The sequence below is a fragment of the Fontibacillus panacisegetis genome (assembly GCF_900102215.1).
Lineage (GTDB): Bacteria > Bacillota > Bacilli > Paenibacillales > Paenibacillaceae > Fontibacillus > Fontibacillus panacisegetis.
In genome coordinates this window covers 26790-42771 of sequence record NZ_FNBG01000038.1, presented here as the reverse complement: position 1 = coordinate 42771, position 15982 = coordinate 26790, and the positions used below count along the sequence as shown (strand labels likewise).

Annotated in this window: 15 protein-coding genes; 14 read left to right on the top strand and 1 reads right to left on the bottom strand. The window is 39.8% G+C overall.

Annotated elements, in window-relative coordinates; translation table 11 throughout:
- The 11 genes from BLS49_RS21820 to BLS49_RS21770 all read left to right on the top strand — a co-directional run.
- The coding region (locus BLS49_RS21820) for a transposase (protein WP_175471318.1) at nt 1-194 on the top strand (194 nt) is incomplete at its 5' end.
- Nucleotides 195-453: 259 nt separating this feature from the next.
- Nucleotides 454-1509, top strand: a complete 1056-nt coding sequence (locus BLS49_RS21815) for a FecCD family ABC transporter permease (protein WP_091235754.1) — start codon at nt 454-456, stop codon at nt 1507-1509.
- A 1-nt stretch (nt 1510) separates the two neighbouring features.
- Complete coding sequence (locus tag BLS49_RS21810; protein ID WP_091235752.1) at nt 1511-2545, top strand: FecCD family ABC transporter permease; 1035 nt, start codon at nt 1511-1513, stop codon at nt 2543-2545.
- Between the two features lie 177 nt (nt 2546-2722).
- Entirely contained in the window at nt 2723-3940 is a 1218-nt protein-coding gene (locus BLS49_RS21805) for a saccharopine dehydrogenase family protein (RefSeq protein ID WP_091235750.1), read from the top strand.
- On the top strand, nt 3937-5076 hold the full coding sequence (nspC, locus tag BLS49_RS21800) for a carboxynorspermidine decarboxylase (protein ID WP_091235748.1): 1140 nt from the start codon (nt 3937-3939) through the stop codon (nt 5074-5076). Before BLS49_RS21805 ends, nspC begins: the two co-directional genes overlap by 4 nt.
- A gap of 254 nt (nt 5077-5330) precedes the next feature.
- Nucleotides 5331-5921, top strand: a complete 591-nt coding sequence (locus tag BLS49_RS21795) for a TetR/AcrR family transcriptional regulator (protein ID WP_091235747.1) — start codon at nt 5331-5333, stop codon at nt 5919-5921.
- 79 nt (nt 5922-6000) lie between these two features.
- Nucleotides 6001-8673: a phosphoenolpyruvate synthase gene (locus tag BLS49_RS21790; RefSeq protein ID WP_091235745.1), complete on the top strand. Its 2673-nt coding sequence runs from the start codon at nt 6001-6003 to the stop codon at nt 8671-8673.
- Between the two features lie 167 nt (nt 8674-8840).
- On the top strand, nt 8841-9059 hold the full coding sequence (locus BLS49_RS21785; protein ID WP_091235743.1) for a hypothetical protein: 219 nt from the start codon (nt 8841-8843) through the stop codon (nt 9057-9059).
- Nucleotides 9056-10393, top strand: a complete 1338-nt coding sequence (locus BLS49_RS21780; protein ID WP_091235741.1) for an arsenic transporter — start codon at nt 9056-9058, stop codon at nt 10391-10393. Before BLS49_RS21785 ends, BLS49_RS21780 begins: the two co-directional genes overlap by 4 nt.
- Nucleotides 10394-10776: 383 nt before the next feature.
- The gene (locus tag BLS49_RS21775) at nt 10777-11442 is read left to right on the top strand and encodes a pentapeptide repeat-containing protein (protein WP_245742691.1); all 666 of its coding nucleotides are present in this window, start codon (nt 10777-10779) and stop codon (nt 11440-11442) included.
- Between the two features lie 493 nt (nt 11443-11935).
- Nucleotides 11936-12361 carry a hypothetical protein gene (locus BLS49_RS21770; protein WP_091235739.1) on the top strand — a complete coding sequence of 142 codons (426 nt, stop codon included), beginning with the start codon at nt 11936-11938 and terminating at the stop codon, nt 12359-12361.
- 396 nt (nt 12362-12757) lie between these two features.
- Here BLS49_RS21770 and BLS49_RS21760 read toward each other — a convergent pair whose 3' ends face one another.
- Nucleotides 12758-12949 carry a hypothetical protein gene (locus BLS49_RS21760; protein WP_091235733.1) on the bottom strand — a complete coding sequence of 64 codons (192 nt, stop codon included), beginning with the start codon at nt 12947-12949 and terminating at the stop codon, nt 12758-12760.
- A gap of 298 nt (nt 12950-13247) precedes the next feature.
- Between BLS49_RS21760 and BLS49_RS21755 the strand changes: the two genes are divergently transcribed.
- The 3 genes from BLS49_RS21755 (at nt 13248) to BLS49_RS21745 (ending at nt 15855) form a co-directional block, all read left to right on the top strand.
- Nucleotides 13248-14066, top strand: coding sequence for a DUF2785 domain-containing protein (locus tag BLS49_RS21755; RefSeq protein ID WP_091235731.1), 819 nt, complete (start codon nt 13248-13250; stop codon nt 14064-14066).
- Nucleotides 14067-14266: 200 nt separating this feature from the next.
- A complete protein-coding gene (locus BLS49_RS21750; protein ID WP_091235729.1) occupies nt 14267-14809 on the top strand; it encodes a GNAT family N-acetyltransferase in 543 nt (180 codons plus the stop codon).
- Nucleotides 14810-15192: 383 nt separating this feature from the next.
- Nucleotides 15193-15855, top strand: a complete 663-nt coding sequence (locus BLS49_RS21745; RefSeq protein ID WP_091235727.1) for a hypothetical protein — start codon at nt 15193-15195, stop codon at nt 15853-15855.
- Nucleotides 15856-15982: the final 127 nt, after the last annotated feature.

Genomic DNA, 15982 nt, shown 5'->3' with positions numbered 1-15982 from the left:
ATGCACAATTAAAGTATAAATACGGAAATCGGAAATTTTGGGCAGAAGGATATTATGTGAGTACAGTGGGCTTGAATGAAGCAACCGTAGCTAAATACATTCGTGAACAAGAAGCACACGATCAAGCAATAGATAAACTGAGTGTAAAAGAGTACGAAGATCCGTTCAGCAATTATAGGAACAAAAAGAAATAAACCAGTTTAACTGGTAAGTGAAAATGACAAATTACACTGAGCCTGAACGGATTTGTGGTCAGGCTAGCGTCTTTAGGCGCAGTTTGGCAACAGGGGGTTATACCCCAAGAGCAAACCACCCGTTGGACGGGTGGTCATGATTAACAATAGATGGAATTTTATGATTGCTTATTGAGTATCTCTTTGATACACTTATCCGGTAATGATAATGATTATCAATGAATGGGATTTTATTTAAAAGATGAGAGGAACGTAAGGTATGTCATCATATTCAACAAGCGAGAGTGAGCCAGGGTCTTCACTGAAACCTAAATTGCGTACTCGGCCGATCGCTGCCTCTTTGATATTATTTGGTGGATTTATAACATTAATATTCGGGATTGCATTTTGTATTTCATTTGGTGCTTCTGACATTTCTCTATCTACCGTATGGGAAGCTGTGTTTCACTACAACCCGGATATTCCCCAGCATTTAGTCATTCATGAGCTGCGTTTACCACGAGTGCTTGCAAGTGCTATGGTTGGAGCAAGCTTCGCAGTTGCTGGTGCACTGATGCAAGGAATGACGCGAAATCCGATGGCAGATTCCGGGTTATTGGGATTAAATGCAGGCGCAGCCTTTGTGATGGCGTTGTCCTTTGCTTTTTTTCCAGGCTTATCGTTTATTGGACTCATTCTGTGCTCTTTTCTGGGAGCAGCGATTGGTGCAGGGCTTGTGTTTGGTTTTAGTGCATTTTCAAAAGCAGGGGTGACTCCTGTCCGCTTGGTGCTTGCCGGATCTGCTGTTAGTGCTCTTTTGGCTGCACTAAGTGAGGGTGTCGCACTTTACTATAACATTGGACAGGACTTGGCGTTTTGGTATGCAGGTGGAGTAGCAGGAACAACATGGATTCAGCTTAAAGCTTTGTTACCGTGGATAGGCTGCGCACTTATTGCTGCAATAGGACTCTCCCGATCCATTACACTTTTAAGCTTGGGAGAAGAGATTGCGACTGGACTTGGGCAGCGCACAGGACTTGTCAAATTAGCTGCTATGATTATTGTTCTGATACTTGCCGGTTCTTCTGTTGCAGTGGTAGGTGCAGTCAGTTTTGTTGGTCTAATTGTCCCGCATGTGACAAGATTTTTGGTTGGGGTCGATTATCGATGGATCATTCCTTGCTCTGCAATCCTTGGAAGTCTGCTTGTTGTATTTGCCGATCTTGCAGCCAGAACGATCAATCCTCCTTATGAAGCGCCAATTGGTGCACTTATTGCATTGATCGGGGTGCCGTTCTTCCTTTATTTGGCACGCAATGAGAGGAGGTCATTGTAAAATGAACAGCTCTCAAATTAGATTAATTGATCAAACCAGAAAAAAACGCGGAATTACAGTAATGTGTGTTATTGCTGTTCTTATCGTTGTTGTATTTATTGTGAGTATGAATATTGGATATATCCGTCTGTCGCCAATCGATGTAATGAAGACCCTGTTTGGCAAGGGAACAGACAGACAATGGCTCATCCTGTTTGAATTTCGACTCCCGCGGATCGTGATCTCCGTGCTTATCGGAGCGGGTCTGGCTGTGTCAGGCTGCGTCATGCAGGGGATTTCTCGTAATCCATTGGCTGACCCTGGGATATTAGGAATAAATGCTGGCGCAGGGCTGATGGTCATGCTGTTTATTTCGTTTAATCCGATGACAACTATGGGATCTGTATTTGTACTTCCGCTGCTAGCTTTAATCGGGGCCGGTTTGACTGCGATTCTGATCTACGCGTTAGCCTATAAAAAAAATGAGGGGATTTCATCTTCAAGACTAATACTTAACGGTATTGCCGTAGCTGCAGGAATCAGCTCCGTGATGATCGTTCTTACTCTGGCGCTTGAGCCGCAAAAATATCAATTTGTAGCCAAATGGCTAGCGGGAAGTATTATGGGCACTAACTGGAAATATGTGCTTGCGCTGCTGCCATGGATATTAATTTTGCTTCCGTTTGTTTTTTATAAAGCGAGGGTAATGAATGTTATATCTCTTGGTAATGGGACTGCGACTGGACTAGGTACCGACGTACAAAAAGAGAGTATTATGCTATTATCCGCTGCAGTTGGTCTGGCCGGCTCTTCCGTGGCAGTAAGCGGCGGTATCGGTTTTGTCGGACTGATCGCGCCTCATCTGGCTCGAAGGCTTGTTGGGCCCAAGCATCAATTGCTGTTTCCGGCATCCGCCTTAACAGGAGCTTTATTAGTTATTCTTGCTGACACCATTGGCCGCTCGATATTACAATCGTCAGAAATTCCAACGGGTATTGTTGTAGCAGTGATCGGAGCCCCATACTTTTTATATTTATTGTCACGCGTAAAGAAATAATTAAGCTAAGTTACTGTATATTCCAGAGGAAAATGACGGATAATTGAGCATTTCTCAAAAAAAATGTCCCTTTTTAAGGATTACGCTAATATTTTGTGATTTTTATTGATTATTTGTAGAAATTTATATATAATCGTTTTTGTTTGATTTTTAAAATCTGAAATGGAGGTTAGTGAATTGGGTAAGGCTCTTATAATTGGTGCTGGCGGTGTGGCCAGTGTAGTTGTTCACAAATGTTGTCAGGTTCCAGATGTTTTTGAGGAGATCTGTATCGCAAGCAGGACGCTCGCAAAATGTGATGCTCTCAAAGAAAAACTGGATGGCGGCCGCACAAAAATTCAAACCGCAAAGGTAGATGCGGATAATACGGATGAGGTAGTTGCACTGATTAAGAGTTTCGGACCTGACGTTGTTATCAACGTTGCACTTCCGTACCAAGATCTTGCGATTATGGATGCATGTCTTGCTACTGGCGTTCATTACGTTGATACAGCGAACTATGAACCGCCAGATGTTCCAAAATTCGAATACAAATGGCAATGGGCGTATAAAGAAAGATTCGAAAAGGCTGGACTTACAGCATTGCTAGGAAGCGGCTTTGATCCAGGTGTTACAGGAGTTTTCGTTGCATATGCACAGAAGCATCATTTTGATGAAATTCATTCTATCGATATCGTAGATGCTAACGGCGGGGATCATGGATATCCGTTCGCAACAAACTTTAACCCTGAGATCAACATTCGTGAAATTACTGCTAACGGACGTTACTGGGAAAACGGTGAGTGGATTGAAACAGCTCCATTAGAATTCAAGAAAACTTACGACTTGCCAGAAATCGGACCCAAAAACATCTATCTTTTATATCATGAAGAACTAGAGTCTTTGGCTGTGAATATCAAAGGATTAAAGAAAATTCGCTTCTGGATGACATTCTCTGATAACTACATCAACCACCTGAAGGTGCTTGAAAACGTAGGAATGACTTCAATTGAGCCAATCATGTATGAAGGTAAAGAGATTATTCCGTTGCAATTCTTGAAAGAGATCCTTCCAGATCCAGCTTCTCTTGGACCTAGAACTGTAGGGAAAACAAATATCGGATGTATCATTCAAGGAATTAAAGACGGTAAGCCAAAAACTTACTATGTATATAATGTATGTGATCATCAGGAATGCTATAAAGAAGTGGGCTCTCAAGCGATTTCTTATACAACCGGGGTTCCAGCGATGATCGGCGCTATGCTCGTTATGAAAGGGCTTTGGAAAAAGCCTGGCGTATTCAATGTAGAAGAATTCGATCCAGATCCATTCATGGACGCTCTGAACAAATACGGCTTGCCTTGGAAAGAAGATTTTGCTCCTGTATTGCTTGATCCTGCTGAGGTACATGCATGAGCCTGGATTTTAATGCATTACCATCACCATGCTTTGTCGTTGACGAAGCGCTGCTTACTAGAAATCTTGAAATTCTGGATTCGGTTCAACAACGCACAGGCTGCAACATTCTACTAGCGTTAAAAGGGTTCTCGATGCATTCAACTTTCCCATTAGTAGGGAAGTATCTCAAGGGCATCACGTCCAGCTCGCTGAATGAGGCAAGACTTGGCTATGAGAAAATGGGCAAAGAGGTGCATGCTTACGCACCGGCTTATGTAGATTCAGAGTTCGATGAGCTGCTTCAGTATTGCGATCATATTGTGTTTAATTCATTTAGTCAGTGGAATAAATACAAGGATCGGGTAAAGAGCGTTCAAGGGAAAACGATCGAATGCGGCATTCGAATTAACCCTGAATACTCGGAGGGTCGTACTCCGATTTACGACCCTTGCTATAATCATTCAAGACTAGGCGTTACCTTGGCGAACTTCAAGCCTGAAGAGCTGGAAGGAATCGACGGGATACATTTCCATACCCTCTGCCAGCAAAACTCGGATGCACTTGAGCGTACCGTTCAAGTTATTGAAGAGAAGTTCGGAGAGCATCTGCACAAGATGAAATGGATCAATTTTGGCGGCGGTCATCATATTACTCGTGAGGATTATGATATTGAAACGCTTGTACGTGTCATTAATCGAATTAAAGATACTTATAACGTTCAAGTCTATCTGGAACCGGGTGAGGCTGTTGCATTGAACACAGGTTTCCTTGTCGCATCGGTATTGGATATCATTGATAATGATATGAACATCGGGATTCTGGATACTTCGGCGGCATGTCATATGCCTGATGTACTTGAAATGCCGTACAGACCGGAAATCATTGGTGCAGGAATGCCGAATGAAAAGGCTTATACTTACCGTTTTGGCGGATTAACTTGCCTTGCGGGAGACGTCATAGGAGATTATTCTTTTGACGAGCCTTTGAAGCCGGGTGATCGACTCGTGTTCACGGACATGGCGATCTATTCTATGGTGAAGACAAATACCTTCAATGGTGTAAATTTGCCATCAATCGCTAGCTATAACGAGCAAGAAGGAATTAAAATCATTAGACAATTTGGATATGAGGATTTTAGTTCGAGATTGTCGTAACATAAGTAAAGCAAAAAGAAACCTTTCCTTGGTAAAATGGAGGCACCACCCAACCATATACCAAAAGGAGAGGTTTCTTTGTACATTCAATATACAATGGACCAACTTCATATGCCAATGGACTTGGAGGATGACATGCTTTTTACTTGATTGTCGCCCACTATTGACAAGTAAATTTGAAAAAGTTAACATGGAAACTAAGGGGTATCATAATAGTTTCCGAAGTTTAATTCCAATTAAAGGATGTTTTGATAATGGAGAATGTAAATCGTTTGCGTATCATGAATGCAGCTCGCGACTTGTTTAATACGCGGGGATACCGAAATGTAACTGTTCAGGACTTGTCAGAAAAGCTGGGTATGAGTAAAAAAACAATATATCAATATTTTGTAAGTAAGGAGGAAATTGCTGCTGCTGTCTTGGAAGAAACAATGTCAAATATGGATCGACTTTATGATTCATGCGAGAGTGACCCGTTTCAATCAGACCCTTTGACAGTATTAAAATTGTTCGTTTCGCTTGCAAAAGATGAAATGATGAGACTTGGACCGATGTTTAGGCACGATCTTGAAAAGTTCCTACCTGAATTAAATGAGAAGTACCAAAAGTTCAGTAATGAGAAGAAAAACCGTTTGGGTCAATTACTTGAGAAAGCTCAAGAGATGGGTTTGATTAAAAAAGACATTTCCGTTCACTTGACGATAGAAATTTTGTTGATATGCATAAAAGCACTTGTTCAAAAGGATAACAGGTTTCAGTCTGAGAAAGGGATCGATCTGTTTCTTGATATCTTCTGTAAAGGTATTGTTGGACTAGAGATGGAAGAAAACGAAAGAAGTAGTTAAATTCTGATTTTTTTTGGAAACCGAAAATCCTGTAATAGTTTCTTTGTTCTCATCCTATTTTATAAAGGTGGCGTAGACAATGGAAAAGTATGTGTTGAGTTTCATTGAGATCGATAAGTCTCATTTATCTGAAGTGGGCGGTAAAGGAGCCAATCTCGGCGAGATGACGAAAGCTGGTATGCCTGTTCCTCAAGGTTTTTGTGTAACAACGGCTGCGTACCGCGCTTTTATCCATACAAGTGAATTGATGGATCAGCTATTCACTCAGTTAGACCATATCAAACATGACGATTTAGAGCAAATACGCGTACATGGACAGCAGATTCGGGATCATCTTATTTCATTAACGATGCCTGAAGACATTCAAGACGCGATTTTGGAGGTGTGGAAAGTAAATGGCCAGAATAAGGCTTATGCTGTTCGCTCCAGTGCAACCGCTGAGGATCTACCATCAGCATCGTTTGCAGGACAACAGGACACCTATTTGAATATCTGTGGTTTAGAGTCGCTTTTTGCAGCCATTCAACGTTGCTGGGCCTCATTATTCACCGACAGAGCAATCTCTTATCGAACAAAAAACGGTTTCGACCACCGAGATGTATTTCTCTCCGTTGTGATTCAAGAAATGGTCTTCCCGGAAGTTGCGGGTATTATGTTTACCGCGGACCCGATAACGGGGCACCGAAACACAGTATCTATCGATGCAAGTTTCGGACTAGGCGAAGCCTTAGTGTCTGGTTTAGTCACTGCGGATTTATATCAAATTCGATCTGGAAAAATTACCAAGAAGCAAGTATCAAAAAAGGAGATCGCAATTTACGGAGTTCCAGAAGGGGGAACCATCACGAGGCAGTTGCCACTTGAGCAGCAACAACAACAGGCTTTACCTGATCAGAGAATTATTGAGCTTGCAGCGATTGGCCAGCGCATTGAAGCACATTATGGCTTAGAGCAAGATATTGAATGGGGTTATGCGGAGGGCAAGTTTTATATTCTTCAAAGTCGACCGATCACTTCGTTATACCCTGTACCACAAGTGTCAGATAACGATTTTCATGTTTTTCTCAATTTGGGCTATATTCAAGTGATGACCGATCCGATGAAACCCCTAGCGATTTCGCTTTTGAGCAATATTCCTGCTTTTTTTAAGAATGATCCGGAATCCAATGGTTCTAAATTTTTACTTGAAGCAGGCGGACGAGCGTTTGTCGATTTCACAGGACCATTGTCCATCAAGCCTGTCCGTAAACAACTCTTAAAAGTATTTGGTGGTATGGATGAATTATTAGCCGCGGCGGTACTCGAAGTTACTGAACGCGATGCTTTTCAACAAATTTCCATCCCGAATAAAACACTTATGCAAGTCGGGAGGAAAATGGCATCAATCATTATCCCTACTGCAGTAAAAGTGGTTAACAACTTGTACTTCAAAAATCCAAGTCATGCCGCTAAAGAAGCGAACGACCTTATCGAAAAGATTGTTGCGCATACCGAGAAAGAAATATTTGACGCGTCCGGATCGGATCGAATTCGACTGATTCGGCACGGCATGAGACGTATGTTGCCGGATATACTCTCTAAAATTGCCGTAAACTTAATTGCGGGTGTCCTGACTTCTGGCCGTCTCAAGAAAGAACTGGACAAACAGCTAGATGAGGCCGGGCGTAGTTCTCTCTTTAACAAATTGAGCAAATCTATGCCTGGTAATGTCACAACGGAGATGGGCTTGGCGCTCGGCGACCTAGCGGATGTAGCAAGGTTACATCCCAAAGTTGTTGAGATTTTGCAGAGCGCAAGTACCAGCCGATTTTATGATGAACTTGTTAACATTCCGGGCGGGATGGAGTTTCGACGAGCATTAGATATTTTTATGCAAAAATACGGCATGCGAGCCATTGGTGAAATCGATATTACGAAACCAAGATGGATCGAAGATCCGATACTCATTGTTCCAAGCATCTTAAGTAATATCCGGACAGCTGAAACTGGAGAACACAGGAGGAAGTTTAAACAAGGAGAGCTTGAAGCCGTAAAGGCTGGTCAAGAAATAATAGCCCAGTTCCCTTCTTCGAAAACAAAAAAGATGTCCCGTTTAGTCCAACAATATCGTTCGCTAATGGGGATGCGGGAACACCATAAATTCGTGCTAATTAAAGTGATGTACATTTATAAGCAAGCAATTCTTGAGGAAGCACGAACCCTTGTTGGAAAAGGCGCATTACTACGTGAAGATGATATTTTTTGTTTTACGCTAGAAGAGATTATTAAATTAATTGAAAATCGTTTCACTGGTAAAGTTAAAGATATTGTCGAGGCTAGGGAAAAACAGTATGAGCAAAATTTAAAGCTCAAATCTCCTCGCGTAATGACTTCCGAAGGGGAAATCATTACGGGGAAATTGCGAGAAGGCAATGCCCCAGTAGGGGCGATTGTTGGCACCCCGGTGTCGGCAGGTATCGTAGAAGGTATTGCGAGGGTTGTTCTCAAGCCGGAGGATGCAAAACTTCAACCGGGAGAAATATTAGTGGCTCCCTATACGGACCCGGGATGGACCCCTCTATTTATTTCCGCAGTTGGTCTCATTACGGAAGTAGGCGGCATGATGACGCATGGTTCGGTCGTTGCCCGTGAGTATGGGATACCGGCAGTTGTCGGCATTGAAAGAGCGACGGAAATTATTAAAGATGGATCGTATGTTCGCGTGAATGGGACAAATGGATTTGTTCAAGTACTTGATGGCAGTAATCGATGAGTCCCAGCAATGAAATAATTAATAGCTTGGTAGGGAAATGCTTGAAGCACCATGACTTCTTATCACATATACATGGTATTAGTTATAGTTAATTCTTATTTTTAATAGTGAGGAGAAACTATGATTATTTAAGTGTAACCGTGAGAAGAATAATCAGGAGGTGTATTGTGATTACTATTCTATTATTACTAGGGAGCGGAATGGGACTGTATTGGTTGTTAAAGGAGCCATCGGATTCTGCGTATAACAATGTTGTAAGACAGGCAAGTGGACAAGAGGAACACAATCAGCCGATCACTGTTATCGTTTCAGCAAAGGGCCTTACAGCAAACAATCAGCCGACGACAAACAACTATTTCAATGAATCCTTGAAAGAAGTACCATGAGTAATCTACAAGTGGTCATAATGCTCACGATATTTGCAATTACTGTCATTATGATGCTGTGGAGACCACGCGGTGTCAATGAGTGGATACCGACCGCTGTATCGGCTGTATGTGTATTCCTGATCGGGATCGTTCCTCTAACAGATGTTTTAAGTATCGGTGGTATCGTTAGCGGAGCAGCTATAACAATCCTATCGACCATTGTAATGTCAATTGTTCTTGAAAGCATCGGTTTTTTTCGATGGGCAGCCATTAATTTAGCAATAAAAGCAAACGGATCTGGCTATAAGCTATTTTGGTATATTAACCTTCTGTGTTTCTTAATGACTCTATTTTTTAATAATGACGGTAGTATTCTAATTACGACCCCAATTATTATTCAAACCTTGACTCTCCTCAAATTTAAGCCAGAGCAGCAATTTCCCTATCTGATTTCTGGTGCATTAGTAGCTACAGCATCCAGCGCGCCCATAGGTGTTAGTAATCTTGCAAATCTGATAGCCCTAAACATTGTAGAATTGGACATTAACACCTATGCAGCAATGATGTTTGTTCCATCCATGCTAGGTATCATTTGTATTCCAACTTTGCTGTATTTCTATTTTAAGAATAAGAAAATAATACCTTCGCAAATTCCTACTGATATTCATTCTGCACAGTCTCCATTGTTCTCTGACAGTGATGGACAACCTCCTATAGACTGGGCTCTCTTCCGCGTATGTATCTCAATCGTAATCCTTACCAGAATCAGCTTCTTTGTATTAGCTCCGTTAGGGGTTCCGACGGAATGGCCGGCTATTATGGGTGCGTTAGTACTCATTTTGATTAGATGGTATAAGAAAGGGATTGCCCCTTCAGATGTACTCAAGAAAACTCCTTGGAGTATTCTGATTTTTGCCTTCAGCATGTATGTTCTAGTATATGGTCTTCATAATACTGGAATGACAGAAATTATTATTAATCAATTTGGACCATCTGCCAGAGAAGGATCATTCAACGCTGTATTTATTTTCGGATTACTGTTAACGGTATTATCTAACATTTGCAACAATTTGCCATCGATTATGATAGGTACGTTTTCAGTGGCAGATATGGGGTTAGATGTTCATTCTATGCAAGTAGCGTATCTAGGAAATGTGATCGGAGCGGATATTGGCTCTCTTATTCTACCTATTGGAACACTGGCAACATTAATATGGATATATACGTTGAGAAGATATCAAATTTCAATTAAGTGGGTTGACTACGTAAAGGTTACCATTCTAGTTATTCCAATCAGTCTAATTGTAAGTTTGCTAGGTTTATATTTATGGACAGAGCTATTTTTCTTGTGAGGAATCAAGTGAAGAAGCCGTTTTCCGTCTTGACGGATGTAACGGCTTTTTTCTGTATGATTTTCTAGAGGATTGAGTGGATTTCGTCTAATATACATATATGGAATATAAGGGCAGGCAAAATCTATTAAAATGGATCTATTCCCATTACGCATATGCCTATGCACGAAATATAGAAACGAAAACACTAAATATTATTTTGGATAGTTGTCTAAAACCCGATTTGGTTTTTCTGCTGAACGTTATTCAACCGAGTCGCTGCATGAGATAAGAAACCAAATTCTAAATGAAGTTAGCAGGAGGCTAAAAATCTGAATCTATTATTAAAAAAGCGAACAAGCTTTCGCTTTGATGGTATAATGGTGTTGTGATGGAGGTCAATTATGAAAGGAATTGGGACGATGGCGGCTAAGACAAAGATGATTCCTCCGCAGCTTCCGGCGGATTTAAACGAGGCGGCTTGGGAAGATTTGCTGGCGGATGAGGATCATGAACTGGTACGTGCGACGATGAGCGGCGCGCATTTTGAATACGAGGTGTTGGAGAAATGCACGCTATCCAAGGTACAGTTCCGCGGCTGCTCGTTTGCGCATACCAAATTTGAGCGGATGGATATGACGGATGCCGTGCTGGAAAACTGTGATCTATCCAACGCAGTGTTGCACAAAGGTATTATCCACCGTGTGCATTTTAAGGATTGTAAATTGACCGGGGTCAATCTGTCCAAGGCGAACCTCGGATTCGTGACTTTCGAAAATTGCCTGATGAATCTGAGCGACTTTGTGGAAGCATCCTTGAAACAGGTGAAATTCAACGGTAGCTCGTTGCAGAATGTGAATTTTTACGGCTGCAAATTTAAGGATGTGGAGCTCCATGAATGCGATTTGAATGAGGCGGATTTTAACGATACATCGCTAAAAGGCATGGACATCAGCACTTGTACATATGAACGGATCGATATACCCGTACAAGCATTACCCGGATGCACCGTGTCGCCAGAGCAGGCGATCGGTTTTGCTAAGCTGTTTGGGTTGAAGGTGAAGTATTGAGCGACAAATGCCGGAAATCCGAAAGAATCGGAAATTTTTTTGAAAAAAAACATCCGGCAGTTATACCAATGTTTTCTGGCTGTAGCGATGGTATCGGATTTCTTGCAACCATTATCTTGGAGCGCAGCCTGTCAAAATCATAAGTACGACACTATCATATCCAAAATAGAGCAAAAGATGATTATTACACTCAAGGCAAAGGGGTACAGTACGAAAACGATCAAAACCTGCCATCACAGAGCGCTATACCCACGTCAGCACTAAAAACCTGAAGCGCATCCAAGCCCACTGGACCGAATCCACCGTGATCTGGTTTAACCAATCGTATAGCTGTTAAGGCGAATAATCGGACTTACAGAATAATGAAATAGAGGTATAATCAAGGTTGACAGCAAGAGGTGCAAATCCCCCGGATTTGTTCGGGGTTGTGATGTGCAGAGATAGGGGAGTTATAAGAAATCCTCGCATGATTAATAATTGAGGGTGAATCTGAATGTCTAACATCAGTTCGATAATAAAAATGATTGATATGGCAGCAACTCAAAAGAATTATAAAGAAGTGGAAAATCTAATTAGTGTATTGGACATTAGCGATCAACATGGAATACATAGCTTATTGAAAGAAACAACAATTAAAGTTATTACTGAAAATAAGGACAAAATCAATATTGCTTATAGTGTAAAGGAGCATATTATTGGGTTTCATTTTTATAAATTATCTTGGTCAGATGATATGCTAGATCAATTGATTAAAATATATAAAGAGGAACGTTATCTTGCACTAGAAAGCAGAGTAATTAGTGCAATAAAATCAGATGAAATAATTGTTAGTCAGTTAAACAAATTGGAAAGCATATTTAGTTCAAAGGAGTTTATAAAGCAAATTGAAAGCTGGAAGAAGAGAAATTGTTTAGCTTAGGCATCGAAGGCGGGGACATTTTATATAATATTCACGCATCGAAGCCTTGCAGCTCCTTGGTCTGCAAGAAGCTATCGGCAGGGAAGTGGAATCAGCGGATGTCGTGAATATAGGAACGTTAGATGAAATTACTCGAGGATTTAAAGACCTACAAATCATTATTAACATCACCCCGTGGTCCGATCTTAATGACAGTGATAATATGAATATTATCTTCAATCATATAAAGGATTCTAAAACTTCCAGCACGAAGTCTATACATTGAGGACTCGCCTTGGATTTTCTTAATGTCCAGGATTGCGAGGATTTTCTGTTAGGAGTAGTAGGTGATTTGAGACTCGCTCTTTACTCTTTTTGTCGAGTTTCTCTAAGTACTTGTATGATCGCTTGGATAACTCAACTTTGTAATTCAGCTAGAATATCCTCGAACTTTATAGTTTTCCCCTCAAGGTATTCTTTTTTTGCTTCTCTTATCGCCTGAAGATCATCTTCTGTCAACGGCTCGTCATCGTAAGGAATATGATATGGGATATCTTTCTCAGATAGTTTATCAATTAAGTCTGTAAGGTCTTTTTTACTCATGGCCATGGAAACTTTCAACTCCTTATAAGGATATTGTCAAGAACACTGAGTTTAATACATTAAAACATATTTTGAAGGCATCGCTCCGGGGCCAAGTAACTTCATCTAACAATGTGTTCAAGCATCGGCGGACAAGCCGCCTAGGTCCCGAAAGATAAGTCGAGGAAGCGATTGCCGGGACACATCCGCACCTAACCGATTGCGGCCGCTCACTGCGTTCACTTAAGGTGGTGGGACGTCGTGAACACGGGAACGTTATCTGAAATTCGGATAACCCACTTTAAACCTACTAAAGGAGTAAATTATGAATAATATCAAGGAACTACTTATTTCAATTAGTGATCACAATTATCAAATTCCTGAAGAGTCTAATCTTCGTCTAATTATAGCCAAAATGATACAACAAATAGGCACAGTTGACTCTGAATTGAGAGAACTGATTTATGCGGCATTAGCAAGATGGATGATAGATCACAGTCTTGATGGGGACTTAGTGAAACAAATTACAAATCTGATTTTGGACGATAATCACTTGTTTTTCAGAATAGGTAATTCTGATGATGATACAGTATTCACTCGTTCTTTCTCAGTACTTTTTATTCCTCTTATTTTTATTTATAATCAGAAGTCCAATATATTAACTGAAACAGACTATGAAGAAATATACACAAAAGTAATTAGGTATTTTAATTTTGAAGAAGATCTAAGAGGCTATATTTTACATAAGGGATGGGCACATGCAATAGCCCATGCTGCTGATGCTTTAGAATCAATCGCTGCATCTTCATATTATTCTGAACATCATTTATTTGGGATTCTAGAAGTCATCCAACAGAAAACTTTAAACAATAATAAATATTATTACATGGATAATGAAGATGATAGATTAGCTAGGGCAGTGGTTCAAGTTATTAGCAAGAAAATGATAAAAAACGATTTGTTAATTAATTGGATCCAACAATTCAAGAAAATAAAGATTGAGGGCAAGCTTCCTGAGGATAACATAATTAGAGGGAATACGAAGAATTTCTTAAGAAGCATTTACTTTAAGCTATTGAAATTAGACTCTTTTGAAGAGTTGACAAATGAAATAATAATAATCTTGAATGACTTTCAGAAATGATAGAAGTTAGTTACTCGATGATGTCCCGAACTTCCGATAACACCATATTCGCGCTTCGGTCATTCGCCCTTAGTACGGCAGGAGACTTTGGCAGGGAAGTAGAATCAACTGGACGCACTCAACATTCGTCGAGCGTCGCGAACACAAAAACGTTAGCTGAAACCGCTCAAATGTTAGTATAAAAAATCGAGGTGACAAAAATGAATTTATCACAACCTTTTGAATCCAAACGTCTGAAATTTCGTTTATTAAATGAACACGATATTGAATCAATTCACAGACAGTTTTCTGATATTGATATGTGTAAGTATTTTAGTGAACCCCCTTGTGATAAAGAAGAGGCCAAAAGTATTATCGAACACTACCAGAATCCAGAAGGAAAAGGGTATCTACGTTATGGAATGTTTGATAAAAAAAGTGATAAATTTATTGGAACATGCGGATATCATTATTGGGACCCCGTGAAGAATCAAGTAGAAATTGGATATGATATCTGGAAAGAGTATTGGAGACAAGGTTATGTAACAGAAGCGCTGCCTTATTTAATAAATATTTGCTTTTTGCATCTAGGCGTAGAATGTACATATATACTTACACATCCACAAAATAAAGCATCAATTGCATCTGTCAAGAAATATGGCTTTGTTGAATCTGATTTATGCAGGACTGTTGATACAGAACCGCAAATATGCATGACATTATTAAGAGCAGACTGGAATATTGAAACAGTACATAAAATATAAAACTAAGCTGACTCAGATTTTAGAAGTCGTGAATGTGCCTCAATTAGATATTCAATTTGCATTGCAATAGAACGTTTATTTTTGTCTGCAATAAACCAACGCTAAATCGTATTCTTGATCATATCAATATTTCTTGACGTATGAACTTAGATATCAATTAGATGAGATATCAGAACTTTTTAATAATGGAACTTTCTTTACAAAATTCGATGTAGCCGATCCACACTTGTGAAATAATATACAATAGAGGGGTCATCTATCTATGAGGAACTGAAAGAGATTCAAAGAACATGGTTTAGTAGCATTGATGAACTACTGGAATGTGTAGATGATTTTTTTTCTGCTATAACTAATAAATTGATTTCAATAAAGGAGAAGAAAAAATGATATCAGATGTTGGCAACACAAAAAAGATACAACCTATTGAATTTCTATGGTTAGGATTGTATGCTTTTGCAGGATTTAGTGTGGAACTAATACTTGGGATTATTGTTAATTTATTAGGTATAGAGGAACTAAGTAAAGGATTAAACTCTATTTTAACAGGACTTCTTTGGTTTGCTGTTTCTTATTTGTTAATACATTATTCAAAAAAGAAATTTGATTTCGACGTTTTTGCAGTCAAACATAAACTAACAGTACAGAAATTTCTGGTTATTCTAATTTTAATAGTAATGATAACAATTGCTACATTCATTGGTTTTAATGGTTTCAAACCGTTAGTTGAATTTAAAAATGGTTCACAAGGAAATATCATTACATATCTATTACAGATTTTTTATTACTTAGGCGAATCTGCGCTTATCGTTTTATGCATTAGCTTTGGGCAACGGTTCAGTGAAAAACAATTTTCAATAAGCAAAAATATCCCAAGTGGTGGTCTATTTCTAGCTATAACATGGGGTGTTACGCATATCTTTCTACAAGGAATAAGTGGCGGTTTATTCACTATATTCTTTTCTATTTTAGCAGGTATAATTTATATAAATTGTGAAAAAGATTTTAAATGGAGCTATTTGTTTATAGCAATTGCTTTTATTCTCTAACTGTTTGATAAGACTAATGGAGTAGAGTACCAGAAATATCTGGCACTCTTTTTCTATTGCAGCGTAAAAATGCTCAGGTGAAGTGCAAAAAGAAAGAGGCCCAGTGGTGAAAGCTTCCGGCTCAAAC